Source organism: Parabacteroides sp. KHUB-03 (genome assembly GCF_056640975.1).
In genome coordinates this window covers 759458-781330 of the sequence record NZ_CM153257.1, presented here as the reverse complement: position 1 = coordinate 781330, position 21873 = coordinate 759458, and the positions used below count along the sequence as shown (strand labels likewise).

General features: G+C 36.0%; 23 protein-coding genes, 2 tRNA genes and 1 pseudogene. 22 read left to right on the top strand and 4 right to left on the bottom strand.

All coding sequences use genetic code 11. From position 1 onward, the window contains the following. The first annotated feature begins 24 nt into the window (after positions 1-24). Genes ACYIB7_RS03330 through ACYIB7_RS03315 form a run of 4 tightly spaced genes read left to right on the top strand, consistent with a single transcriptional unit; the run spans position 25 to position 3752 of the window. Positions 25-1479, top strand: coding sequence for a DUF4153 domain-containing protein (locus tag ACYIB7_RS03330; protein ID WP_480338087.1), 1455 nt, complete (start codon positions 25-27; stop codon positions 1477-1479). Between the two features lie 12 nt (positions 1480-1491). Continuing rightward, entirely contained in the window at positions 1492-2118 is a 627-nt protein-coding gene (locus ACYIB7_RS03325; protein ID WP_099463362.1) for an NUDIX hydrolase, read from the top strand. 58 nt (positions 2119-2176) lie between these two features. Further along, on the top strand, positions 2177-2545 hold the full coding sequence (locus ACYIB7_RS03320) for an L-rhamnose mutarotase (RefSeq protein ID WP_103984052.1): 369 nt from the start codon (positions 2177-2179) through the stop codon (positions 2543-2545). Then, complete coding sequence (locus ACYIB7_RS03315; RefSeq protein ID WP_103984051.1) at positions 2529-3752, top strand: sugar MFS transporter; 1224 nt, start codon at positions 2529-2531, stop codon at positions 3750-3752. Before ACYIB7_RS03320 ends, ACYIB7_RS03315 begins: the two co-directional genes overlap by 17 nt. Positions 3753-3797: 45 nt before the next feature. On the opposite strand, the gene ACYIB7_RS03310 is transcribed toward ACYIB7_RS03315, so the two are convergent. Continuing rightward, positions 3798-3871, bottom strand: a tRNA-Pro gene (locus ACYIB7_RS03310). A 180-nt stretch (positions 3872-4051) separates the two neighbouring features. Here ACYIB7_RS03310 and ACYIB7_RS03305 point away from each other — a divergent pair. Further along, a tRNA-Phe gene (locus ACYIB7_RS03305) sits at positions 4052-4124 on the top strand. 238 nt (positions 4125-4362) lie between these two features. Beyond that, a pseudogene (locus ACYIB7_RS03300) lies at positions 4363-5452 on the top strand (site-specific integrase). On the opposite strand, the gene ACYIB7_RS03295 reads toward ACYIB7_RS03300, so the two are convergent. Continuing rightward, complete coding sequence (locus ACYIB7_RS03295) at positions 5447-5743, bottom strand: helix-turn-helix domain-containing protein (RefSeq protein ID WP_480338086.1); 297 nt, start codon at positions 5741-5743, stop codon at positions 5447-5449. The pseudogene ACYIB7_RS03300 and the gene ACYIB7_RS03295 sit on opposite strands and share 6 nt — an antisense overlap. A 4-nt stretch (positions 5744-5747) precedes the next feature. Continuing rightward, positions 5748-6035: a helix-turn-helix domain-containing protein gene (locus ACYIB7_RS03290; RefSeq protein ID WP_480338085.1), complete on the bottom strand. Its 288-nt coding sequence runs from the start codon at positions 6033-6035 to the stop codon at positions 5748-5750. 352 nt (positions 6036-6387) lie between these two features. Between ACYIB7_RS03290 and ACYIB7_RS03285 the strand changes: the two genes are divergently transcribed. The 5 genes from ACYIB7_RS03285 (at position 6388) to ACYIB7_RS03265 (ending at position 10666) form a co-directional block, all read left to right on the top strand. Further along, a complete protein-coding gene (locus tag ACYIB7_RS03285) occupies positions 6388-7707 on the top strand; it encodes an MATE family efflux transporter (protein ID WP_480338084.1) in 1320 nt (439 codons plus the stop codon). Between the two features lie 24 nt (positions 7708-7731). Beyond that, complete coding sequence (locus ACYIB7_RS03280) at positions 7732-8355, top strand: RteC domain-containing protein (protein WP_480338083.1); 624 nt, start codon at positions 7732-7734, stop codon at positions 8353-8355. Positions 8356-8509: 154 nt separating this feature from the next. Further along, complete coding sequence (locus tag ACYIB7_RS03275; RefSeq protein ID WP_480338082.1) at positions 8510-8851, top strand: helix-turn-helix domain-containing protein; 342 nt, start codon at positions 8510-8512, stop codon at positions 8849-8851. Between the two features lie 253 nt (positions 8852-9104). Continuing rightward, positions 9105-9689, top strand: a complete 585-nt coding sequence (locus ACYIB7_RS03270) for a BfmA/BtgA family mobilization protein (protein ID WP_480338081.1) — start codon at positions 9105-9107, stop codon at positions 9687-9689. 5 nt (positions 9690-9694) lie between these two features. Continuing rightward, complete coding sequence (locus tag ACYIB7_RS03265; protein ID WP_480338080.1) at positions 9695-10666, top strand: DUF5712 family protein; 972 nt, start codon at positions 9695-9697, stop codon at positions 10664-10666. 11 nt (positions 10667-10677) lie between these two features. Here the strand turns inward: ACYIB7_RS03265 and ACYIB7_RS03260 are convergent, their stop codons facing one another. Next, positions 10678-10827 (bottom strand): hypothetical protein, encoded by a 150-nt coding sequence (locus tag ACYIB7_RS03260; RefSeq protein WP_480338079.1) that lies wholly within the window; start codon positions 10825-10827, stop codon positions 10678-10680. 92 nt (positions 10828-10919) lie between these two features. On the opposite strand from ACYIB7_RS03260, the gene ACYIB7_RS03255 reads away from it, so the two are divergent. The 11 genes from ACYIB7_RS03255 to ACYIB7_RS03205 are packed head-to-tail and all read left to right on the top strand — an operon-like array spanning position 10920 to position 21827. Next, positions 10920-11129, top strand: a complete 210-nt coding sequence (locus ACYIB7_RS03255; protein WP_480338078.1) for a helix-turn-helix transcriptional regulator — start codon at positions 10920-10922, stop codon at positions 11127-11129. Between the two features lie 30 nt (positions 11130-11159). Beyond that, positions 11160-11447: a WYL domain-containing protein gene (locus ACYIB7_RS03250; RefSeq protein ID WP_480338077.1), complete on the top strand. Its 288-nt coding sequence runs from the start codon at positions 11160-11162 to the stop codon at positions 11445-11447. An 11-nt stretch (positions 11448-11458) separates the two neighbouring features. Then, positions 11459-11674, top strand: coding sequence for a hypothetical protein (locus tag ACYIB7_RS03245; RefSeq protein ID WP_480338076.1), 216 nt, complete (start codon positions 11459-11461; stop codon positions 11672-11674). Continuing rightward, a complete protein-coding gene (locus ACYIB7_RS03240) occupies positions 11667-13967 on the top strand; it encodes an AAA family ATPase (RefSeq protein ID WP_480338075.1) in 2301 nt (766 codons plus the stop codon). The genes ACYIB7_RS03245 and ACYIB7_RS03240 overlap by 8 nt, the downstream gene beginning before the upstream one ends. Before the next feature lie 2 nt (positions 13968-13969). After that, the gene (locus ACYIB7_RS03235; protein ID WP_480338074.1) at positions 13970-15013 is read left to right on the top strand and encodes a hypothetical protein; all 1044 of its coding nucleotides are present in this window, start codon (positions 13970-13972) and stop codon (positions 15011-15013) included. Positions 15014-15040: 27 nt separating this feature from the next. Continuing rightward, positions 15041-15586, top strand: coding sequence for a hypothetical protein (locus ACYIB7_RS03230; RefSeq protein WP_480338073.1), 546 nt, complete (start codon positions 15041-15043; stop codon positions 15584-15586). Positions 15587-15589: 3 nt separating this feature from the next. Continuing rightward, the gene (locus ACYIB7_RS03225) at positions 15590-16528 is read left to right on the top strand and encodes a Kiwa anti-phage protein KwaB-like domain-containing protein (RefSeq protein ID WP_480338072.1); all 939 of its coding nucleotides are present in this window, start codon (positions 15590-15592) and stop codon (positions 16526-16528) included. Positions 16529-16576: 48 nt separating this feature from the next. Next, positions 16577-19297, top strand: coding sequence for a hypothetical protein (locus tag ACYIB7_RS03220; RefSeq protein WP_480338071.1), 2721 nt, complete (start codon positions 16577-16579; stop codon positions 19295-19297). Positions 19298-19322: 25 nt separating this feature from the next. After that, complete coding sequence (locus ACYIB7_RS03215; RefSeq protein ID WP_480338070.1) at positions 19323-20099, top strand: hypothetical protein; 777 nt, start codon at positions 19323-19325, stop codon at positions 20097-20099. Continuing rightward, a complete protein-coding gene (locus ACYIB7_RS03210) occupies positions 20096-21328 on the top strand; it encodes a hypothetical protein (protein ID WP_480338069.1) in 1233 nt (410 codons plus the stop codon). The genes ACYIB7_RS03215 and ACYIB7_RS03210 overlap by 4 nt, the downstream gene beginning before the upstream one ends. Then, entirely contained in the window at positions 21309-21827 is a 519-nt protein-coding gene (locus tag ACYIB7_RS03205; RefSeq protein ID WP_480338068.1) for a condensin complex protein MksE, read from the top strand. Before ACYIB7_RS03210 ends, ACYIB7_RS03205 begins: the two co-directional genes overlap by 20 nt. Positions 21828-21873: the final 46 nt, after the last annotated feature.

The following is a 21873-nucleotide window of genomic DNA, read 5'->3' as shown; positions in this document are numbered from 1 at the left end:
TAAACATATAACTTAATTATGCACATGAAAAAAAGAATTGAAATATTCATTGCCCGCCTGCAAGAAGCTGTAAAAGGTAATCCGATGGAAGTATTCCTTTCCATTCTGTTCTTTATAATCGGATGCTACCATCATAATTATAAAGGCCAAAATACAGAAATGGCGCTACTCTATTTTCCGGTTATCTTCTTATTTACCTACATCCTCAACCAACTAACATGGCAAAAACGACGTTGGCTCTATTACCTATCAGCACTGTCTTTCCTGCCATTCCTGTTCATAGACATCTCCAGACATTATCCAACCTATCTGGTCAGCCTTATTGCTATCCAACTAGCCTATTTGGCTGGATGCTGGAAGAAAGACAACAATGCATTTATGCAAATAGGGATTCATTATATAGGAGCTTTACTTTCAGCCGCCGTATTAGCATCCATTGCGTGGCTATTATCGCTTTCCATCTATTATTCCATCAGTTATATTTTTGAAATATGGGAAGGCCACGAATATGATTATATTTCTTACTCTTCCTGCTTTTTTTATCTCGGCATAATGCCTTTGCTATTTCTCATGTTCAACCAAAGAAAAGAGAATGTAAACTATGCTGGCAACAAAACTTTTAATGTACTGATGAACTATGTCCTTTCTCCCGCCCTATTGATATATGCTGTCATATTATATCTTTATTTTATTAAGATAACCGTCCTATGGTCGCTACCCAAAGGAGCAGTAGCTTATATTGTAGTCAGTTTTACTTCGGCTACTTTTATGTTAAAAGGATGTCAGGAATTTCTGGAAAAACGTCATTACGAATGGTTCTATCGTCATGCCAGCCTGGCTGTTTTTCCGGCACTAATCATGTATTGGGTCGGATCTTTATACCGCATCAACGAATATGGTTACACTGAACCACGCGTATATCTGGTCGTAACAGGGTTAATCCTAACCGGAACAGCCATCATGTTCATATTCAAACGTACAGCACATTATTTATACATCGCATGCCTGGCAGTAATACTTTTATCGTCCGTCACCTATATACCAGGAATAACCGCATCCGATATCGAACGTATTTCACAGTCTGCAAGAGGTAATACACAGTCTAAGGAAAAATATGTTTATCCGTCTTACGTCGATTTAAACAATAACAACGCAATAGAGATAAAAGACTATAAAACCATACAACTTGTAGGTACCGACATGACCGATGGAATTTGGACAGATCAGGCTTATGATACATTTTATGTGTACCAGGGGAACAAAAACCTGCTGTTCAAAGAACAAATAGACACTTTTTTACTCCATCAAATGTATAAAATAGGCCTTACAGCAACCGATACGATACCAGACAGTGCTAATTCTAAAATTTTTGAACTAGACCTGGATTCAATCAAATTAGTAATCGGCCGCATATCCCTGACACGCGACTCCATTTATCATGTTTCTTATATCGATCCTGCATATTATTTACAACGTTAAATTTTCATCTTTATGGAAAAAGAAAAAGAACTGATACTTTTTTCCCAACGCATCCGGGCTTTAGCCCAAAACGGACTTACCTATTCGGATAACGAATATGACATCGAGCGGTATGAAGAACTGATACAAATCAGTGATAAAATAACCGCCCTTTCTGCCGGAATAGATAACGAAACTGTGCATGCATGCTATCATCCCTTAAAAGAATATACCACACCTAAGGCTGATATTCGCGCTGTTATATTCAACGAAAAAGACGAAATACTGCTTGTGCGCGAGAAAGCCGACGGACTTTGGTCTCTTCCCGGCGGTTGGTCGGATGTAGGATTCTCACCTAAAGAGGTTGCCATAAAAGAAGTAAAGGAAGAAACCGGATTCGACGCAGAAGCTGTCCGGCTATTAGCCGTCATGGATATGAGCAAACATCCTCACCCTGCTATTCCGTTTTACGTGTACAAATTCTTTATTCTTTGCAGGATAACCGGGGGGACATTCAACGAAACCTTTGATATTCTGGGAAAAGGCTTTTTCAAATTAGACCAACTTCCTCCATTATCTCTCGAGCGAGTACTTCCCGAACAAATAAAACAGATGTTCGGTTACTATAAAAATCCTTCGCAAACGGTCTATTTAGATTAGCTCCATTTGCCAAAGATTTTTAGTATGTTTGTCAATTCATAAAAAAACATAGTTAGTAATGAAAAGATACTGTCAGACTTTAGACCTGAAAGACGATGAAAATCTTATCCAGGAATACACCCACTGGCATTCACCGGAACATATCTGGCCAGAAATTCCCCAAGGCATCCGAGCCGTTGGTATCCTGAATATGGAAATCTATCGTCTTGGCACGCGTCTGTTCATGATTGTAGAAACTCCCGACGATTTCGATTGGAACACTGCATTCGCCCGTTTAGCGACAATGGAAAAACAGGCCGAGTGGGAAGCCTTTGTAGACCAGTTCCAAAAAGCCGCACCAGGAAGCAATTCTTCCGAAAAATGGCAGCGTATGGAATGTATTTTCAAATTACCACAACCTAATAAATTAAATGAAGACAACAAATAAACAATCACTGGTTTCCGCACCAAATGGAAAAAACTATCTTATACCTTTCATACTTATTACAAGCCTGTTTTTACTTTGGGGATTTGCCCACGGACTACTTGACGTACTCAACAAACACTTCCAGGGCGTTTTTACTATGACAAAAGCCCAAAGCGGACTCGTACAATTTTCTACTTATATAGCCTATTTCCTCATGGCTCTTCCTGCAGGAGCATTTATGAAACGGTATGGATATAAAAAAGGTATCATCCTCGGGCTATTGCTCTTTGCAGGCGGTGCATTTGCTTTTATTCCCGCTGCCTTCTTGCATTCGGCTACCCCTTTTCTCATAGCTCTGTTTATCATTGCATGCGGCCTTTGCATACTCGAAACAGCAGCCAATCCTTACTCAACAGTTTTAGGCCCTGCCCAATCGGCTGCCCAACGCCTCAACCTTTCTCAATCATTCAATGGTTTAGGATGGATATTAGGTCCGTTAGTAGGTGGCTTGCTTATATTCGGTGCACCCGAAAATGATTCGTTCGCACTTACAAAGCCATATATATTAGTAGGCAGTATCGTATTGCTGGTAGCCTTGTTATTCATCTTCACCAAATTACCTGAAATAAAAACAGCTAACGACACCGCAATCTCCGAATCCGGCAAAAAAACATCAATTTGGAAACACCGGCAATTTGTTCGTGCCGTCATTGCCCAATTCTGTTATTGTGCAGCACAAACCGGAATATTCAGTTTTTTCATCAACTATGTTACCGAAACCGATCCTCAAACAAGCAACATCGAAGCCTCCCGGATACTGGCCTTCGGAGGTATGGCCTTATTTATGGTAGGTCGCCTTACTGGTAGCTTCACCATGAAATGGATGTCGCCAAACCATCTGCTCACATGGTTTTCGTTAGCCAACATAATCTGCATGAGCCTCGTCACCGCTACATTAGGCAGTATCTCCCTCTATGCCCTCTACCTATCCTTTTTCTTCATGTCTATCATGTTTCCCACCATCTTTGCATTAGGTCTTGAAGGTATGGGCGTATATACGAAAAAAGCCTCCTCCTATATTGTAATGGGGGTAGCTGGCGGAGCATTCAGTCCTATGTTGATGGGGTACATAGGAGAAGCCAATATGGCAATTGGTTTCTTTGTTCCATTAGTAGCTTTCATTTATATATTTTATTTTGCAGTCCGATGCCATAAAACAAATCCATAACAAAAAAGGGTAAGAACATTGTTTGTTCCTACCCTTTTTTCCTAGTCGGGATGAGAAGACTCGAACTTCCGACCTCCACGTCCCGAACGTGGCGCGCTAGCCAACTGTGCTACATCCCGTTGCTTTTATTATTACGGCTGCAAAGGTAGTAATAAAATCAAACCTGCAAATAAAATCTGCCATTTTTTTTCAAAAAACAATCCATCACTTCTCTCCCTTTTAGCACAATTCTATTTTTTTCCAACGAACTCTTGTAAAATTGAAAACAATGTTTACCTTTGCACCCGTAATCAAAACAAGGTGCCATAGCTCAGTTGGTAGAGCAAAGGACTGAAAATCCTTGTGTCCCCGGTTCGATTCCTGGTGGCACCACTTTTAAAAGACTTCAAAATTGGAAAATTCCTGAAATACAGACGTTTCAGGGATTTTTCTTTTCTACAAAATCCCACTTTTTTAGCAAAATCAGGCAGTTTCGTCGGCCTAATTCGTGGTCATTTTTTGGTCGCGAAAAAAGCGACCACGAATAGTACTGTAAGTAGCTGATTGTCTTGTCTTTAAATGCTCGTTATCCTATGCGGTTGGAGTATCTTTAACCCATTATTTTTAGAGTATGAGACAGACATTTAATGTGCTTTTTTTCGTTAGAAAGACAAAAACAGTGAAATCGGGTGAAACGCCCATCATGTTGAGGATTACCATTGCGGGACAGTTAGCAGAAATTCAATTGAAAAGAACCGTAAAGCCTACCCAATGGAATCAGAAAAAAGAACGATGTACGGGCAAGGATGCCGCATCGTTGGAAATCAACCGTTATTTGGAATCGGTGAAACTTCGTTTGTTCGACATCCACCGGACGATGGAGCAGGAGGATAAACTTATCAATCCGTATGAAATCAAACGAAAGTTCTTAGGATTGGACAACGAACACAAATTATTCTTTGAGGTTTTTCAGGAACATAACGACAAGTGTCGGGAACTTATCGGGAAGGATTACGCCAAAGTAACCGTTTCCCGCTTTGATACCTGTTTGAAATATTTCCGCGAAATGGCTTTGAAGAAGTATCACATGAAAGATATCCCGTTGAAAGAGCTTACCCATGCCATCATTCAAGACTACATTCATTTCCTGAAAACAGAGAAGGATTTGCAGGAGAATACGCTTATCCGCTACATGAAAGCCGTTAAGAAGATAACCAATTTGGCGATTGCCAACGATTGGATGAATAAGAATCCATTTTCTAATATTCGTTTCCATGAACCGGAAGTTCACAAGGACTTCCTAACCAAAGAAGAATTGAATGTACTTTGGAAAAAGACATTTGAAATTCCACGTATGGAATTAGTGCGTGATGCTTTCCTGTTCCAATGTTATAGCGGGTTAGCATTCATCGACCTGTCAGAACTAAAGGCAGAACACATAGTGGAAGATAATCAAGGAAATTTGTGGATTCGCAAGGCGAGGCAGAAAACAAATGTCATGTGTAATGTTCCTCTGTTGGATATTCCAATTCAGATTTTGGAGAAATACAAAGAGCATCCGTTATGCAACAAGACTGGTCACGCTGGCTAATAATGTGTCGTTGGAAAACGTAGCGAAAATGTTGGGGCATACCAGTACAAGAATGACACAACGTTATGCAAAGGTGTTAGACCAAAGTATTTTGAGGGACATGCAGAACGTAAGGGAAAACATGTCATAGACTATCGTTATTGTATGCAGATCGGAAGCGTTCTTCCAAAATCTTTTTAATGTCGGATTCACGAAACAGGACTTTCCCCGGCAACTGAATAAACGGTAATATTCCGTTGTTGCGGTAGTCCTGTAGCGTGCGCCGACTTAGTTTCAGGATAGAGCAAAGTTCTTCGCTTGTCAAGTAGCGTTCGCTATCGAATAACGGGTTATTGTTTTTCAAGGCTTGTTCGATATGTGGCAATACATCGTTTAACGCTTGCAAAAGTTCCCTGTTATCGTCATTGGTATATAGTTCCATCGGATTATTGTTTAGCGTTGATACTGCTTTGCTCCAATAAGGATTTCACTTCGGAAATCCGGTAATAAGTTTTCTTTCCAAGCGTAGAAAACGAGAGTTTGCCGCTTTCCCGAAGGTATTGCAAACGGCGAAGGGAAATGTTCAAGGATGCGGCAAGTTCCTTCCTTTCTATCCATTCTTGCTCTATAGGTTGAATGTTGGACGAAGGTTGCTTCGGAACCAGTGAAATGATTTGCCGAAGTTTCTTTCTGAATGCATCGAAAGATTCACGCTCTATTGCTACTAAATCCATATTGTTGACGGTATTTATTTGTTTTGCCAACAAAGATAGGGTTTGAATAAACAGGATTTAGAGTTTGTCCGATAGTAGTCATGAGTTGCAGAAGTTGGCTTAACCCTTGCTGATTTTCTTTGAAGTCTATTACAAAATCCGTATCTTTGCACCCGTAAATAAACTTATTGTCCAATTTATGAAGTGGCAACTCTGTATATAGCTATCCAGCTTCGGGTCTGTCGGGGAATCTCTCTTCGGCATTGAATTACTATGCCCGTTCCTGTTACAGAGTTTAATCAACAAATTTATTATTGATTGTTTGCGGTGCTTTTGAAAAGCACTGTGCAGACATGCCATTTCTTAAAACAAAATGAATTATACATATAAACAAATCTGGCTCATCAACCTGCCCATCATGGTGAGCCTGCTCATGGAACAGTTGATTAATTTAACGGATTCCATTTTTCTGGGGCACGTCAGCCAAATAGATTTAGGAGCGTCGGCACTGGCTGCGATGTATTACACAGCCATTTATATGCTTGGTTTCGGGTTCAGTCTTGGGGCACAAGTTGTCATTGCAAGACGGAACGGCGAAGGACGACACAAGGATGTCGGCAAGGTATTCTTTCAGGGGCTATACTTTTTGTCGGCTTTTGCTGTTGTCGTTTTCGTATTATCCAAGCTGTTTTCGCCTGTGTTGCTTCGGATGGTAATTTCTTCTGATAATGTTTATCAGGCGACCATGCAATATATAGAATGGCGGGATTATAGTTACTTGTTCGCTTTTCCATTACTGGCAATCCGCGCTTTTTTCACAGGGACTACCAAGACCAAGATTCTTACCGCCAACTCAATTGTCATGGTGGTATGCAACATCCTGTTCAACTATCTGCTGATTTTTGGCAAAGCGGGATTCCCTGCATTGGGAATCAGCGGTGCGGCCATCGGTTCATCCCTTGCCGAACTGGTCGGATTGCTGTTTATGATTGTCTATATGTGGCGACACGTGGACAAAAAACGGTATGGTTTGCGTGCTGTATTTGACATCAAGTTATCGCTTCACTTGCTAAACATATCTGTTTGGACAATGGTGCGGTCATTCTTTTGTATTGCCCCGTGGTTCCTGTTTTTTGTTGCGATTGAACATTTAGGCGAACGTGAACTTGCCGCCGCCAACATAGTAAGAAGCATTTCAATGCTCTTTTTTGTGATGGTCAATTCATTTGCAACAACTACGATTTCGTTGGTAAGCAACCTTATCGGAGCAAGGCAAATAGAAAAAGTGATGCCGACTTGTCGCCGTGTTATTACGCTGAATTATGCATTCGGTATTCCGCTGATATTGCTGGCTTTTGTTTTTTCAAGTGTCCTTTTGCGATTGTTTACCAATGAGGCGGCAGTAATTCACACGGCGTTTTATCCATTCTGTGTGATGCTATCGACATTTATTATTTCCGTACCTGCTTACACTTACTGCAATACGGTAATTGGCACAGGCAACACTAAAGTAGCCTTTATATTCCAGATGATAAACATAACCATCTATTTAGCTTATCTGTTCCTGCTTTCACGCACTAAGGATATTCCACTTGCAATGTACTGGACTTCCGAACAGCTATATGTTATTGTATTGCTTGTGTTGTCCTTGCTGTATCTCAAAAGAAATAAGTGGCAAAATAAGAATTTATAGTTCCGACAAATATTTAGTTATGCTATGTGGGACATTCTTGACACCAAACTATATATGATTTTGTCTGACCCGTTATACAAGAGCGATTCGGATTCGGAACTAAAGACAGCCTATAAAGAGTTTGTCGAAAGATTAATCCTGTATCTGGATACGGAAACAGACAATATAAAACGTGTCCGCCTAATCAATATGATACAGGTAGAATTTGAAACGATAAAATCTTTGGAACTTTCGTACGGAGCGAAAAAGGATATATTGAAGATTGTGTATTCGGACAAAGTGTTATCGCTGACAAATAAGGAACTGGACTTGATACACCGCCAGATGGAACATCCGAAGTATTTTATCAGGATAGAAACCGACTGGAAATCTCCTTTGTTCCTGAATCCAGACATCGTGAATTATACGGATATTATGGAAAATATCTGTGGATTCTACTACCTGCACTGTATTAATGGGGGCGATGGCAGGAATGTTCCTTTCAGCCTGTTGGTGAATGGATTTGAACATTTGTTTAACTTCAAATTTGCCGACCAGTATAAGAAACGGGATGAAGTTATCAAACGAAAGTCCAATAAGCGAACAGGATTCTTAGATCGCATGGGTACTGCTATCAACCAGAAAGCCAAAGAAGAAGGCTATTGGTAAAAATTGCATTTTGTAATTATTATAAATCAGCGCATTACAAATTATTTATCGGGGAGTAGATAGTCTATTCCCCGATTTTGTTTTCACCGTTCTGCCGAATTTTGCTTCATCAATGCATTGAGAAATTAGTATTAATCTCAAAAAACGAAGCAATATGTACATCAACAATGATGATTTTGAAAAATGGATGGAACGTCTATCCAAAAAACTGAACGATATAGGCAAAGACCTGAAATCGCTTGTCAACACCAACGAAGTGTTCGATAAGGACGAGAAGTTGCTCGACAATCAGGACTTGTGTTTCATGCTCAAATGCAGCAAGCGTACCCTTCAACGCCACCGAAGCAACGGCGTTTTACCCTTCTTACGGTACGGGCAGAAAATCTACTATCGTGCAGACGATGTTCGGTCTTTCGTGAAAGAACATTGCGATTATCGAACTATTCATAAATTTGAAAAGGAGAATCCACCCAGTGAGCAATCCGAAGCAGAATAAGTAAGTGCTCCAATCCAAAATTCAGCGATGAAGATACCTGCAACCTTCGGTTTTGTGCAGGTCTTCAAAGTCGCAGAATTTAGCAAGAGGGAACCGGACAAGTCCTGTTCTTCCCTCTTGCCCTGCGGGGCAAAGCCTTCGGCTTTAGTGCTTTATCCTAAAGCAAAGTTATAACACTTGCTATAACTTGAATTGATATACAATTCTGTTTAAGTAAGTTAAGTGTGTAAATAGTCATAAAATAGTTATAACTATGACAAAACAGAATCGAAATATCATATTTAAGACCATTGCGATAGATGAGCAAACCAATCGTCTGGTAGAAAAAATCTGCAAACGCTATTCGCTGAAAAAGGCGGAAGTAGTGAAACTGGCTTTTCTATACATCGACAAGGCAAATATCAATCCCGCCGAAGCCCCCGAATCGGTCAAAGCCGAACTTTCCAAAATCAATAAACGGCAGGATGATATTATCCGTTTCATTCGGAACTACGAGGAAAAGGAACTTAATCCGATGATACGGGCGACCAATTCGATAGCCGTCCGATTCGATGGAGTAGTGAAGGCTTTGGAAACGCTTGTTCTCTCACAGTTGGAGAAGAACCAAGAGAAGTATAACGCCGTACTAAAAAGGCTAAGCGATAAATTTACCGAACATGCCGATGTGATAAACGGTCAGGGTAAACAAATCGGCACGTTATCCCAAGTGCAGAAAAAAGATAATGCAAAACTTTTGAAGTTGATTAGCCTTTATGCAGATTTGGCAGCTTGCGGAGTTATGGACGGAAAACGAAAAGAGAACCTGAAAGCCGAAATTACGACTCTCATAAACGAATAGCAGGTATGAACATAGATTTCCCTCCACCGTCCAACGGAGTATATAATAATGCAGGCAGCAGCCGAAGATTGGCGAACTACCTTGAACATGAAGATATGCAACGGATGGAGCAGGGAATTTATACAGAAGGTTTTTTCAACCTTACGGATGATAATGTCTATAAATCCCAAGTGATCAAAGACATTGACGGGAATATCGGTCAACTCTTAAAGACCGATGCTAAGTTTTATGCTGTCCATGTCAGCCCGTCGGAAAAGGAACTGCAAGCAATGGGAAGCACGGAACAGGAGCAAGCCGAAGCCATGAAACGGTATATCCGAGAAGTAGTTATTCCCGAATACGCCAAGAACTTCAACAAAGGATTGTCGGCAGAGGATATAAAATTCTATGGCAAAGTTCATTTTAACCGCGACCGTTCCGACAACCGCCTGAACATGCACTGCCATTTGATTGTAAGCCGTAAAGAACAATCGAACAAAGTTAAGATAAACCCGCTAACCAACCACCGCAACACCAAGAAAGGTGTTATTACAGGCGGATTTGACCGCACCAACCTTTTTCAACAAGCAGAAAAAGGTTTTGACAATCTATTTGGCTACAATCGGGAACTATCCGAAACGTTCGAGTATTGCAACACCATGAAGAACGGAACTATTACAGATAAACTAAAGATGCAAGAACGGGAACTCTCAATCCCGAAAGATGATTTTGCTGGTGAAAAGAAAAAGATTATAGATGTACAAGCAGATGAAAATGTAAAAGCTCAAACAAATAAAAATGTAAAAACGTTTTCAGGTACTTCAACACAACAGCAAATCAGTACAACAGTAAATCAATCAATACATGAACAAACAAGTGAAAGCGGCTTATCTTCTTTATTTTCCATACTTCCGTCGGCTACGGACATCAATCCAACCGATGAGCAACAGCTTCCGAAACCCAAGAAAAAGAAGAAGCGAAGACCAAGATTAAGTTGATAAAATTAGATTTATATTGTGCCAAAAGTTATTTCCCGTCCAACTCCGGTTATTTCCCGCTCATGGCTTCCCAGCCGTTGGGAGGGGCGGAAGCCCGCGAGAATAACCGATTGTCCGAGAATAACTTTTGGCAGTTTGATGGTAGCATAAAAGCCGCTCATATAGCAATTTTATTATTTTGCTGAAAAACAAAGAAATAATTCTTTTGTATAGTCAAAGTATTTTAATAAATTTGTATATTGTGTAAATCAGAATGGAAACAAAGACAATTAATAGACTAAAAGCAGTTCTTGCTGAGAAGCAGGTCACCAACAAATGGCTTGCGGAGAAGATGAATTTGAGCACTACAACAGTTTCGCGTTGGTGTACGAACAAAACACAGCCTTCGCTTGAAACGTTGGTTGAGATTGCAGAAATCTTGAAAATAGACATGAAGGACTTGCTTGTCTCAACGAAAAAATAAATTGTAATATTTACCAAAAGACAAAGCATTATGAATACAGAAATCATTAAAGCGATTAAAAACAGGAACTTAGTTGAATTTGATTATGAAGGGGAATCTCGCATAGTTGAGCCACATTGTTATGGATTAACAACTAAAGGTAATGAAGCTATTCGAGCATACCAAGTCGATGGATATAGTTCTTCGGGTAAAATGGGTTGGAAATTATATGACTTATCTAAAGCAGAGGATATTAAGGTCTTAGATGAAATTTTTGAAGTACGTTATGACTATAAAAAGGGAGACAAAGGAATGTCTAGAATATATCACGAAATATAACTTAAATTATCATGGAAAGATATGCAAATAGAAGTGGGAATTCACCAATTACCCATTATCAAATAAATAGTGACAGTATTACCGTCTGGTTTAAAGGAGGGAAAAGTTACACTTATAGTCATAGTCGCGCAGGAATGAGTAATGTTGAGACGATGAAACGTTTAGCAAGAAGTGGTTCTGGATTAAGTGCATTTATCACAAGAAATGTAAGAAACGATTATGATTAAAAAAATTGATTCTATCAATAATTTGGGGATTTTTAGTAATTTCTCATGGAATAGTATTCCTAATCTTGAAGAATTTAAGGATAAAAATATTATTTATGCATGGAATTATTCAGGGAAGACAACTTTATCGCGATTGTTTAGTTCTTTAAAAGAAAAAGCATTGCACCCTGATTATCCATCAGCTACATTCAAAATCACATGTGATGGTGGAACTATTGACAATTCTAATATTTCAGCAAACTCTTGCCACATTGAAGTCTTTAACTCTGACTACATAAAAGATAATTTGAGATGGGGGTTTGATGAAGAAATTAGTGGTATTTCATTTGAAGTCGGAGACACAGCAAAAATATCCCAAAGAGTTGAAGAACTCAATAAGTTAATCGATGAAATTAATGGAACTGACAAGCTTAAAGGGGAAAAAGAACCCTATATATCAGCCATAAATGATTATAATGAGTTTGAAAATTCAGCATTCACAGAAGAAGCAAGAAGAATAAAGAACGATGTGTTTTGGAGTTTGATCGAATTTACCAAAGCTCATTTGAAAAAAATAAAAAATGATATTTCAAATGACTTAGAAAAGCATATCATTAAATCAAAAAAAGAACTTGAAAATCTTGGGAAAATAGTTCTTGTCAAAGAACCCAAAGAAAAATTAAGTCATATTTCGTTTCCATCCCATTATAGGGAAATTGTATTATCGGCTAAAGATATTCTGAGTTTTGTTCCCTCAAAGTCTGACATCGGAAATATATTAAAAAACAGTAATGAGGTTTATGAATGGTCAAAAAAAGGCCTAAAATTACATCACAAAGGGGATAAATGCTCTTTTTGCGGGAATATATTAACTAAAAATCGTTATGATGACCTCATAAATTATTTTCAGAGCCAAGCTTCCGAACTGAAAGAAAAAACAAAGGAATTATTAGGTGTGATTTTGTCAGAGATTAACTTTATAAACTCTGAAATTATACCTTATAGTCTTAATGACTTTAATGATAGTTTTCAAGAAGATTTCAAGAAACTGAAATTAGAATTTGATAAAGAATTAAAAAAATATGCAGTTAAAGTAAATCAAATAAAATTAGCTATTAACAAGAAGAAGGAAAAATCAATATATGAAATAATCAAAATCCAAAATGAAGAAGATGATATAATTCCTATAATTGGTAAGATTAATGAAATCAATAGTTTGATAGATTCCAATAATGAATTTTCGGAACATTTCAAAACTATAATAGACGAAAAGCGAACTGTGTATAAAAATCATTTAGTGGCGACTTTTCTAAAGAATACACGATATTTTTTAAAAGAACGAGAAGAGCAAAAGGCGCAAAAAGAGCTTAATGTACTCAATACAAAAGTTGAAGAATATCAAAAGGAAATTGTCCAACAAAATTTGCGGAAAGAAAGTAAATCTGAAGGATGTGCCCAATTCAATTCTTTTGTCCAAAGTTTTTTGGGAAGAAATGATATTGAAATAAAACCAAGTAAGGAATCCGGCAAATATAATCTAATAAGAGGAACTAATTTTGCTAAAAATCTAAGTGAGGGTGAGAAAACTGCAATTTCATTTTCTCATTTTCTTGTTTTGTTAAAAAGCATTGAGAAGAAAGGAAAATTAAAAGATTGCATAATATTTATTGATGACCCCATTTCAAGTTTAGATAGTAATCATGTCTTTCAAATCAACTCTTTGTTAAAGGATATTTTCTTTGAACAAATACCAGACCCCAAGCAGCCAAATCAGTTAATGTGGAATTTAAAATGTAAACAGCTATTTGTTTCAACACACAATTTTGAATTTTTTAATCTGTTGAAAGAAATGCCAAAGTCAAAGGGGTTAGGCAAGAATAAAGAATCAAGGTATTTTATTTCAAGAAAGTTGCAAAGTTCCAGTATAGAAAAACTACCAAAGGTTTATGATTCGTATTCATCAGAATATCAATATTTGTTTAGCAAAATTGTAGAATTCGACAAAGAGACAAATCAGGGAACTTCTGATGCGTTATTTATAATTCCAAATATCTTGCGGCGTTTCGTAGAGATGTATACTTTAACAAAATATCCAAGTAGTGATGAGGTAGATATTCGAGCAGATGAGGTTTTTGGGAAAGAGGTATCCAAAAGGATATTAAAGCCTTTGCACTATTTTAGCCATTTTAACAATATTGACAGAATAGGAAAACAAAGTGAGTTCATTGCTGATATTGGAAGTGCATGCAAAGAATTGCTTAAACATTTGAAAAAAGATAAAACTCATTATAAAGCATTACAAACCGTCATATAAGTATGTCAACAATCAGAATAAATCAACAAATCAAACGAGTTGAAATAAAAGAATTTGAGATTGAAAACGAAATTGTTTTCAATTACTTCAATAATCTTCCGATTTCCGATAGAGATGGGAAATTGCTACAGGCCATTTATATCGGAGTTCTGGCTTTGATGGAAGATCGTTTTTCATCTTTTTTGTCCAAGACATCTAATGAATTAGGCACAGAGTTGGAGAGCTTAAAAATGATTTTTGAAATGAAAAAGGAAGTATTCTATAAGTCAACAATCAAAGGTGTTTTAGCCGAAAATGATATTGCAGAATTTCTTATAGAATATCTTAAGGATAGAAAAATTCAGGATAAAGTTTATCTGACAGGTAACACAACCGGAAAATTGTCTAAAAATAAAACGGGAGATATCGTTTGTGATTTGAATGGGAAAAATGATTTAAGAATTGTTCTTGAATGCAAGTTTGACAAAAGTATAAAACTTGGAGAAATTGAATCCAAGGAAATATTTACTAGAAAAACTGATACAGCTTGGAGCCAGTTAATAGAAGCACAAGCAAACAGAGAAGCACAAGCAAGCATTATAGTTCTCGATATATCGCTAACTGATAATTCAATTTTGCGAAAATACGAAAATGTAGGATATATTCCTGATGTCGGGTTTGTTGCTATTATTGATTCTCAAAAGGGCGACTATTCAAATCTTTCTATTGCCTATATGTTGGCAAGAGATATTGTACTCAATGCGCAAAGTGTTGACTTTGACAAAAATATTCTAATGATGCTTGTTAGTCGAATAATCAAAGATATTAATGAAGTGCTAACTATCCGTTCTTTAGTCAATAGTAATATTGAGAACAATAAGGCTATTTTAAAACAGTTGGAAAAAAGTATTTTATTAATGGAGTTTAATCAAGAATATTTATTGAAATTTCTCAAAGATGGTACACTGACAAAAGAAGATTTGTTGGCTTTTTATCAAGGAGAGTCGATAAAAGACAGATATAAAATCATTGAAAAGAGTATTGAGGACGAAGTGAGCTCAGATTAACACGAATCCTTCTTAATTTTAGAGAATATGAAACCGAGAATTTTTACAGCCATATTGCTTTTTATAAGTGCGTATTCGCCATTATTTTTAATTTTGGCAGTAAAGGACTATGATTTTGAGAAAACTCATTACTTTAAACATCCTGTGGCCATATACATAATGATTAGTATTGCTATTTTAAGTGTGATACTATTGTTTGCAACAGTATGTTCCATAAAGAAAGGCAGTATGCCCGTTACAATTAAGTCTGTCAAGAATCGGTCAATAGATTTAATCAATTACACAATACCCTATATCGTTTCATTCTTTGGTTTTGATTTGTCAAAAACAGAAGATATAATTTCCCTAACCATATTTCTATTACTAATGCTTCTTATGACCGTCAAAAGCAAATCCATATTTATGAATCCAATGCTATTGCTTGCAGGATACAATTTATACGATATGGACTATGAATTTGATGGAAAGTCATATTCCACCATCGTAATAAGTAAATATGACATGCGTTCGGGTGAAGTGTTTTATATCAGGAGTTTGACACGTTTTCTATATTTTGTAACAGAAAAAAAATAAAAAATGGCGAATAGACAGAATCAAATTTTGAGAGACCTAAAAAGATTAAATCTTGGTAATTCTACGGTTTCTCTTGCAGTGGTTAAAGAATATAAACGAGAAAGAATTTCGCATTATGATGTAAAATATGTCCCGATTGACGAAAATCTGGAAAGGCGGCTAAAGGGAATTATTACTAATCATATTAATCGTTCTAATACAGTCGAAGAATATTCTTATGATTGTCCTGAGCCCGAAGAAGACCAAGTGCGAGCGATTAATTACGAAGAAACAGATTTTTACAGAATCTTTGAACAACTTGGAGAATTAAATCCAGAAGAAGATATCATTGATGGAGTTGACGAATTAGTTAAAGCCAAGGCCTACATGATTATTCTGAGAAATAGAGAAGGCATACAAGTTGTTGGATTTAAAACTTTGCCCGAAAATTGGAAAATGAAACGAAATAGAGGTTTAATATCCCTGCTCTATAGAGAAAATCGTTTTGAAGATTTAGAAGAAGAAAATGTATTTAGTATAGCAAGCATTGTTGACCTGTTTTACTTTAATGCAGTGTTGTTTATCCTTTCAAAAAAAGATTTTGAGCGAGGTTTGAATTTCAGAGAAGGAATGATAGACAATGCTAATGAAATGTATCAGGAAGTCGAACAATTGAATCTCTTTGTTAATATGGATGTATTAACGAATCGTGTAGGAAACAATCAGCGATATTTAAGGAAAATTGCAACAATTCGTAATCTTGGACATTATCGTAACCCTCATTTTTTACAACGTATGCAGCAAATAAGTGTTGCAAAAGGGTGGAATATTACATTTGATAATGGACAAATTGTTTTTACTGATGATACGTTGGATGATATACTGACCATATTGCAGAACAAACGCCTTCACTCAGAGCTGACAGATGAAGACTTTGATGTAGAAAGTGCAAAGCCATTATAGATATGAATATGAGTAAATCTACCGAATAAAAACACTCATTTTAGTAATATGCTGAATAAAATTATAATCATAAATTCGGAACTATATGCGAAGGCTGCTATCCATATTGAAGAGAATAGTAGTATTCAGATAACGGCTGAGAATAATGTTGGCAAAAGTTCTTTCCTGAATACGCTCAACTTCCTTTATATAACTGACAAAGAGCAAATGCGATTTGAGGATGATAGACGATTATCTGATTCAATGAAACATTACTTTGATGGAACAAGCCAATATAGCTATGTGATTTTTGAGGTTTTCAAAAATGGTTACTATTGTATCTTGGTAAAAGCAACCCCTGAAAATACTGTTGAATATTACAAGATAAACGGAGAATATAAAGAGCACTTCTTCATTCACACATTACCGGAAGGCTTTAAGGCTAAGAAGTGGGAGAAAGTTTTACAGGAACTTACAAATGATAATCCGACAGACCCTCCTGTCTTGCTAAAAGGAGATGATTTGTACAATCTTGTTTATAATTCAGATAAAAATAAGAATCCCGTTGTCTGGATTAAAAGAGAAGTGAAGAGAAAAGGTAGAGCTTTTTCGAATAGCTTTACGGATATATACAAATACCTTATTAAAACGAGTGATATCAATGAAAGGGCTTTTAAAAATGCCTTACTTATTGCTGACAACAAGCAAGATACTTCACTAAGCGTCTTTACCAGTTCCAGCTTTGATAAAATCAATGAGTTTGAAAAGAAAAAAGCCCATGTAAATAACCTGTTGGCAATAAGAGCAGATTTTGAGAAATTAAAACTCATTAACGACACGTTTATTAGCGAAGAAACAATTCTCGGTAAACTTAAAAACTCTTTCTTCAAAAAGTTTAATGATGTGGAAAGAGACTTATCTGAAAAAATAAAAGACAATAGCCCTCTTTTGAAATTAATTAAAGACCTTGAAACCAAAGTTGACATTACGCTTCAAGAAGAAAGAGACAATTTAATAAAGGAAAAAACTACCATTGAGAATAAAATTGAGGTGGCAAAGAAGGCCAATACAAGAATTGAAAAACAATTAAAGGAAATTGAGAATTACGAACCAACGACGGATAACCTGCTATTCCAAGGCTTGATTACAAAGTTACAAACAGAAGATAAAAGACGTTCTGAACTTGAAGCTCAGCTTACACAATTAGAACGTAGTAAGTTTACTTTTGAAGAAGTTGAAAGGACGATTAATCAGATAAGTAAAGATATTAAACAAAAAGAAGATTCCATACGAAAATATGACAGCTTACTATATCAAAATATCTCAACTGACCCCGAAATAATAAGGAAGACATATTCATATCTGAGTAGTGACGTGTCGAATCTTGATAAATCAAAAATAAAAAAAGGAATCAGATTTACTGATTCCCTATTGACTTTCTTTGATGCTCAAATTGATGTGAGTGGGGTTGAGATTAAATCCTTGCCTACGATACAAGAGCTACAGGATGATGTCGAAGTAAAGACAAAAGAGTTGGCAGAAAAGAAAATTCAGTTGGATGCAATTCAAAATCGAAATGCTTTGCAAAAAGAATTTGAAAAGTTGAAAAATTCCATTACAGAAACAGCTAACTTGATTGAAAAAATCAAAAATAAACCAACATTGCTTGGAACAAAAGAAGAAAACGATATCCTGATAAATGACACACTCAAACAAATAGTTTTTGATATCGAAACAAACATTGAAAATAAAAGCATTGAGATTAAAAAAGAACGGAAAATATTGGAGTTAAAGAAAAATGAGAAAAAGCAACATGAAACAGATCTCAGAAAGTTTAAAACCCAATATCTATACTTTCAGGAAAAGCAAGATATATATGAAATAGAGGAAATCTTGGATGAATCTTTTGATAAAATATATGATAAGTTTTCCAGAATTTATGAGAAATTCAGGGCAACAAGAGAAAGCCGGAAAGAGCTAAAGGACGCTATTAATCGAAAATTAGACAAAGATGTTCAGGATATAAAACAGTTCATTAGGGAAGTAGAGGAAGAGATAAGCAACATCCCTCAAATGGATAAAGTGATTAGTAATTTACTAGACACACTTTCTCATGAAATCGGAAGCCCTACCTTTTCATTTCTCACAGCGTTTAACGACTTTAAGACCTTCGTTTATAAAAGCTACAATGCTAAGTTAGCCGAATATCCTGTCTCTAATACTCAGAGTATAAAAGTCAAAATCTACGAAACGGAAGAGTTGATTAGTGATTTGGAGAAAATATCCAAGTTGAAATTTTCAGATGGTTTGGATTTTGACAATTCTTATACAGAGAGCAAGAAGGCACTTGAGAGACAGTTGGCTGATAGCAAAGGAAAGCCGATTAATATTCACGATTTGTTCACAATTAAGGTGGAAATAACTAAAGTAACAGGTGAAGTAGAGGAAATAGATTTGTCAAAGCAGATACAATCAAGAGGAACAAATATCGTTTTGAAACTCTACCTTTTTCTAAATATCTTAAAGGATTTGGTTCACCCTGTTCCTGAAAATAAAATTGTGATTTATGTGGATGAATTAGATGCAATCGGGCAAAAGAATGTAAAGCATTTAATTCGATTCTGTAAAGATCATCATTTTGTCCCTATTTTCGCTGCGCCAAGAAAAGTAGAAGGCATGCAAAAATATTACGAGATAAAAGAACCTCAGATAAAAAGCAATAATCAAAAACCAAAAATCACTTTTGGTGAGTTACAATCATTTTCAGTAAATTATAAAGATGCAAAATAAGACCTTTAAAAATTTCGTCAAGAAAATGTTGGAGAATGGAAAACTTAGTGCTTCACAAGTTAGCAGTTCCGTTAAGCAGTCAGCCGATTTCATAACGCTACTAAATGGTGGTTTTATTGAACATCAACCTGCTATTACTGGCGGAGGAAGTTATTGTACCAAAAACCAAGAAGCATTAGAAAGATATTATTGTAATAAATTCCCCGAGGAACTGAAAAATAATCTGTCTGCCGTCGACAACGTACACAGCTTTAGAAATACCAAAGCGGCAAAAAGAGAAAGTCAAAATGTAATCTTAGTTAGAGGTCAAAAGATAATCTTACTCAATGGAACCGAAATAAACCTGAAAAAATACACCGATAAATACGGGACGTTTTCTGCTAGATTGGAATCTTTAGAAACTGAAAAAGTATGCTTTGTTGAGAACTTAGATTCCTTCCTTGTTGCAGAACAAGTAATCGCCCCAGATTTTGTATTTATCCATACTTATGGAGGAATTGGGAAAACCACCATCGCCAGAATACAAGCAAAAGAGGTTTTAGTTTTTCCTGATTATGATTTTATAGGATTGAAAAATTATTTACTCATAAAAAGTGTTTTATCAAATGCAAAATTGTTTGTTCCAGATAATTATGAAACACTTTTTGCAACAAAATCAAGAGTAATAAAAACCAAAAAAGGAAGAGAACAACAGCCAAGCAAGCAGGTTTTGGAAAGTGAGGACGAAGTTGTTGTGAAAATCCGAACCGATATTTTTAAGCAAAAGAAGTTTTTAGAACAACAAGCAGTATTCAACCAATGAGCAATTTAAATATATCAGGTAAGGACATTCTTCGTTTTCTGCTGAATCATTATGATTTTGTCCAGAAGGCATTTGATATTAGCAAGCCTGATTTTATTATTGATTCTGATAGATTTCATCACCTCATCAATGAGTACAATACCAGTAGTGACAACAAAGTTTCTATTTCAAAAATCACGACTGATTTAAAATTCTGTCGACAACTCCCTACTGGCGAATATAAACTCAATGGAACTTATACAGCCTTCCTCGAATTTATTTTTGATGATTTCATTTTGGATTTGCCTGAAACTCTGAAAAATCGATATCAGGCTATTTTTAATCATTTTACAAGCCTACAAACAGAAACAGATGAAACAAAAGTTTTTTTGTTTATACGAGAAATAATAAAAGTAATTGAAGATTTCCTGAATGATATTCAAGGGCAGACATATCGCTTATTAAGAGATACTGAATCTTTAAAAATAAATATTGAAAATCATTCCGACTTTTCAATCAGGATACAAAAGGCTAATTATTGGATTGACGAATATATTATACCATTGAATGCTATTCTCAATATTGACAATCCAAACTCTATTGTTAATGCTATCATTCAAGTACAGCGTTATGCTAACGAGAAAAGAATTTTGGCAGAAACATATCTGCTAAAAAGGGAATTTGAGAAATTATATGCAAGTGCAGTAAATGCTAAAACAGAATTAGATTTAACACTGAGTAGACTCACAAGGGAGCTCTTGCCATTATTAGAAAGAATTAAAAGTGATTCTATTATATTAAGTGGATTTTACCATTTTGTGGAAAACATTGACAACCCAGAAAATTACATTATTCCTTTACCAAACTTGTTACGCAAGACAAGGGCTAATGTAATTTCAAAAACATTTGCAAATGAGGCCGAATTTTATATTGACCAATTTAATTATCAAACGCCTGAAATTCTATACGAAGAAGTGACTGAAGAAATAGAATGGTTACCTGATTCGAGTTATTTTAAAGAGCAGTTATTGAAAGAAAAAGAAATCAGCAATTTCTATCAATGGTGTTTTGATATATTAAAAGAACATACCGATGATATAACGCTATCTAAATTTTTTATGGTTTCCAATTTGATTTTAGAAGAAGATTTACTCGTCGAATACAAAGATGAAACAAGATTTGAAATTGTGTTGTCTGATGCTGTTGTAAAAACTCCAAAAGTGAAAATATATGGGAAATTATCCGAGTGAACATAAAGAAATTGTATCCAGTCTTTTAGATGGAAAATTTATTATTTATCCAAGTCCTTTATTTGCTGTTGTACAGGAAATAGATGATTTCTACAAGGAGTTCTTCAAAGAATCTCATGGATATGAGTTGAACATTGATGCTGAATTTGCTTATTTATCATCAAATGATGTGACTGAAAAACGGACAAGGGATTTTGTTTTATTTCTTGCGATGCTTTGTCGGGAATTGGATTATAGTGGAAAGAACTTTAGAGATTCCATCGAATTAGGGAGTTTTGATATTGCAGAAACTGAACATCTTTTAAAGCAATCTTCAAGATGGGAAATTTTAGAGAAAACATCTATTGCTAATTTTGATTCGTTTATTGAAACTTGGCATAAAAGAAATATTTTACAAAAATCAGGCGGTCAATTCAGATTCACAAAGGCTGTAAAACTGTTTTTTGAATTTGCTGTAAATATCGCAAACGCAAAATTGAAGGAGCAGCAAAATTCATAATAGAGCTTTAATTGACGATTTCTGTTCAAATAACACTTAGTAGTGG

What these genes read in the sequence shown, in the direction of transcription:
- ACYIB7_RS03285 (WP_480338084.1), top strand. Translation starts at nt 6,388, where the DNA reads ATGAATTATACATATAAACAAATCTGGCTCATCAACCTGCCCATCATG.
- ACYIB7_RS03315 (WP_103984051.1), top strand. Translation starts at nt 2,529, where the DNA reads ATGAAGACAACAAATAAACAATCACTGGTTTCCGCACCAAATGGAAAA.
- ACYIB7_RS03265 (WP_480338080.1), top strand. Translation starts at nt 9,695, where the DNA reads ATGAACATAGATTTCCCTCCACCGTCCAACGGAGTATATAATAATGCA.
- ACYIB7_RS03210 (WP_480338069.1), top strand. Translation starts at nt 20,096, where the DNA reads ATGAGCAATTTAAATATATCAGGTAAGGACATTCTTCGTTTTCTGCTG.
- ACYIB7_RS03245 (WP_480338076.1), top strand. Translation starts at nt 11,459, where the DNA reads ATGGAAAGATATGCAAATAGAAGTGGGAATTCACCAATTACCCATTAT.
- ACYIB7_RS03230 (WP_480338073.1), top strand. Translation starts at nt 15,041, where the DNA reads ATGAAACCGAGAATTTTTACAGCCATATTGCTTTTTATAAGTGCGTAT.
- ACYIB7_RS03260 (WP_480338079.1), bottom strand. Translation starts at nt 10,827, where the DNA reads ATGAGCGGCTTTTATGCTACCATCAAACTGCCAAAAGTTATTCTCGGA.
- ACYIB7_RS03270 (WP_480338081.1), top strand. Translation starts at nt 9,105, where the DNA reads ATGACAAAACAGAATCGAAATATCATATTTAAGACCATTGCGATAGAT.
- ACYIB7_RS03205 (WP_480338068.1), top strand. Translation starts at nt 21,309, where the DNA reads ATGGGAAATTATCCGAGTGAACATAAAGAAATTGTATCCAGTCTTTTA.
- ACYIB7_RS03320 (WP_103984052.1), top strand. Translation starts at nt 2,177, where the DNA reads ATGAAAAGATACTGTCAGACTTTAGACCTGAAAGACGATGAAAATCTT.
- ACYIB7_RS03240 (WP_480338075.1), top strand. Translation starts at nt 11,667, where the DNA reads ATGATTAAAAAAATTGATTCTATCAATAATTTGGGGATTTTTAGTAAT.
- ACYIB7_RS03215 (WP_480338070.1), top strand. Translation starts at nt 19,323, where the DNA reads ATGTTGGAGAATGGAAAACTTAGTGCTTCACAAGTTAGCAGTTCCGTT.
- ACYIB7_RS03235 (WP_480338074.1), top strand. Translation starts at nt 13,970, where the DNA reads ATGTCAACAATCAGAATAAATCAACAAATCAAACGAGTTGAAATAAAA.
- ACYIB7_RS03295 (WP_480338086.1), bottom strand. Translation starts at nt 5,743, where the DNA reads ATGGAACTATATACCAATGACGATAACAGGGAACTTTTGCAAGCGTTA.
- ACYIB7_RS03280 (WP_480338083.1), top strand. Translation starts at nt 7,732, where the DNA reads ATGTGGGACATTCTTGACACCAAACTATATATGATTTTGTCTGACCCG.
- ACYIB7_RS03275 (WP_480338082.1), top strand. Translation starts at nt 8,510, where the DNA reads ATGTACATCAACAATGATGATTTTGAAAAATGGATGGAACGTCTATCC.
- ACYIB7_RS03290 (WP_480338085.1), bottom strand. Translation starts at nt 6,035, where the DNA reads ATGGATTTAGTAGCAATAGAGCGTGAATCTTTCGATGCATTCAGAAAG.
- ACYIB7_RS03250 (WP_480338077.1), top strand. Translation starts at nt 11,160, where the DNA reads ATGAATACAGAAATCATTAAAGCGATTAAAAACAGGAACTTAGTTGAA.
- ACYIB7_RS03255 (WP_480338078.1), top strand. Translation starts at nt 10,920, where the DNA reads ATGGAAACAAAGACAATTAATAGACTAAAAGCAGTTCTTGCTGAGAAG.
- ACYIB7_RS03325 (WP_099463362.1), top strand. Translation starts at nt 1,492, where the DNA reads ATGGAAAAAGAAAAAGAACTGATACTTTTTTCCCAACGCATCCGGGCT.
- ACYIB7_RS03220 (WP_480338071.1), top strand. Translation starts at nt 16,577, where the DNA reads ATGCTGAATAAAATTATAATCATAAATTCGGAACTATATGCGAAGGCT.
- ACYIB7_RS03225 (WP_480338072.1), top strand. Translation starts at nt 15,590, where the DNA reads ATGGCGAATAGACAGAATCAAATTTTGAGAGACCTAAAAAGATTAAAT.
- ACYIB7_RS03330 (WP_480338087.1), top strand. Translation starts at nt 25, where the DNA reads ATGAAAAAAAGAATTGAAATATTCATTGCCCGCCTGCAAGAAGCTGTA.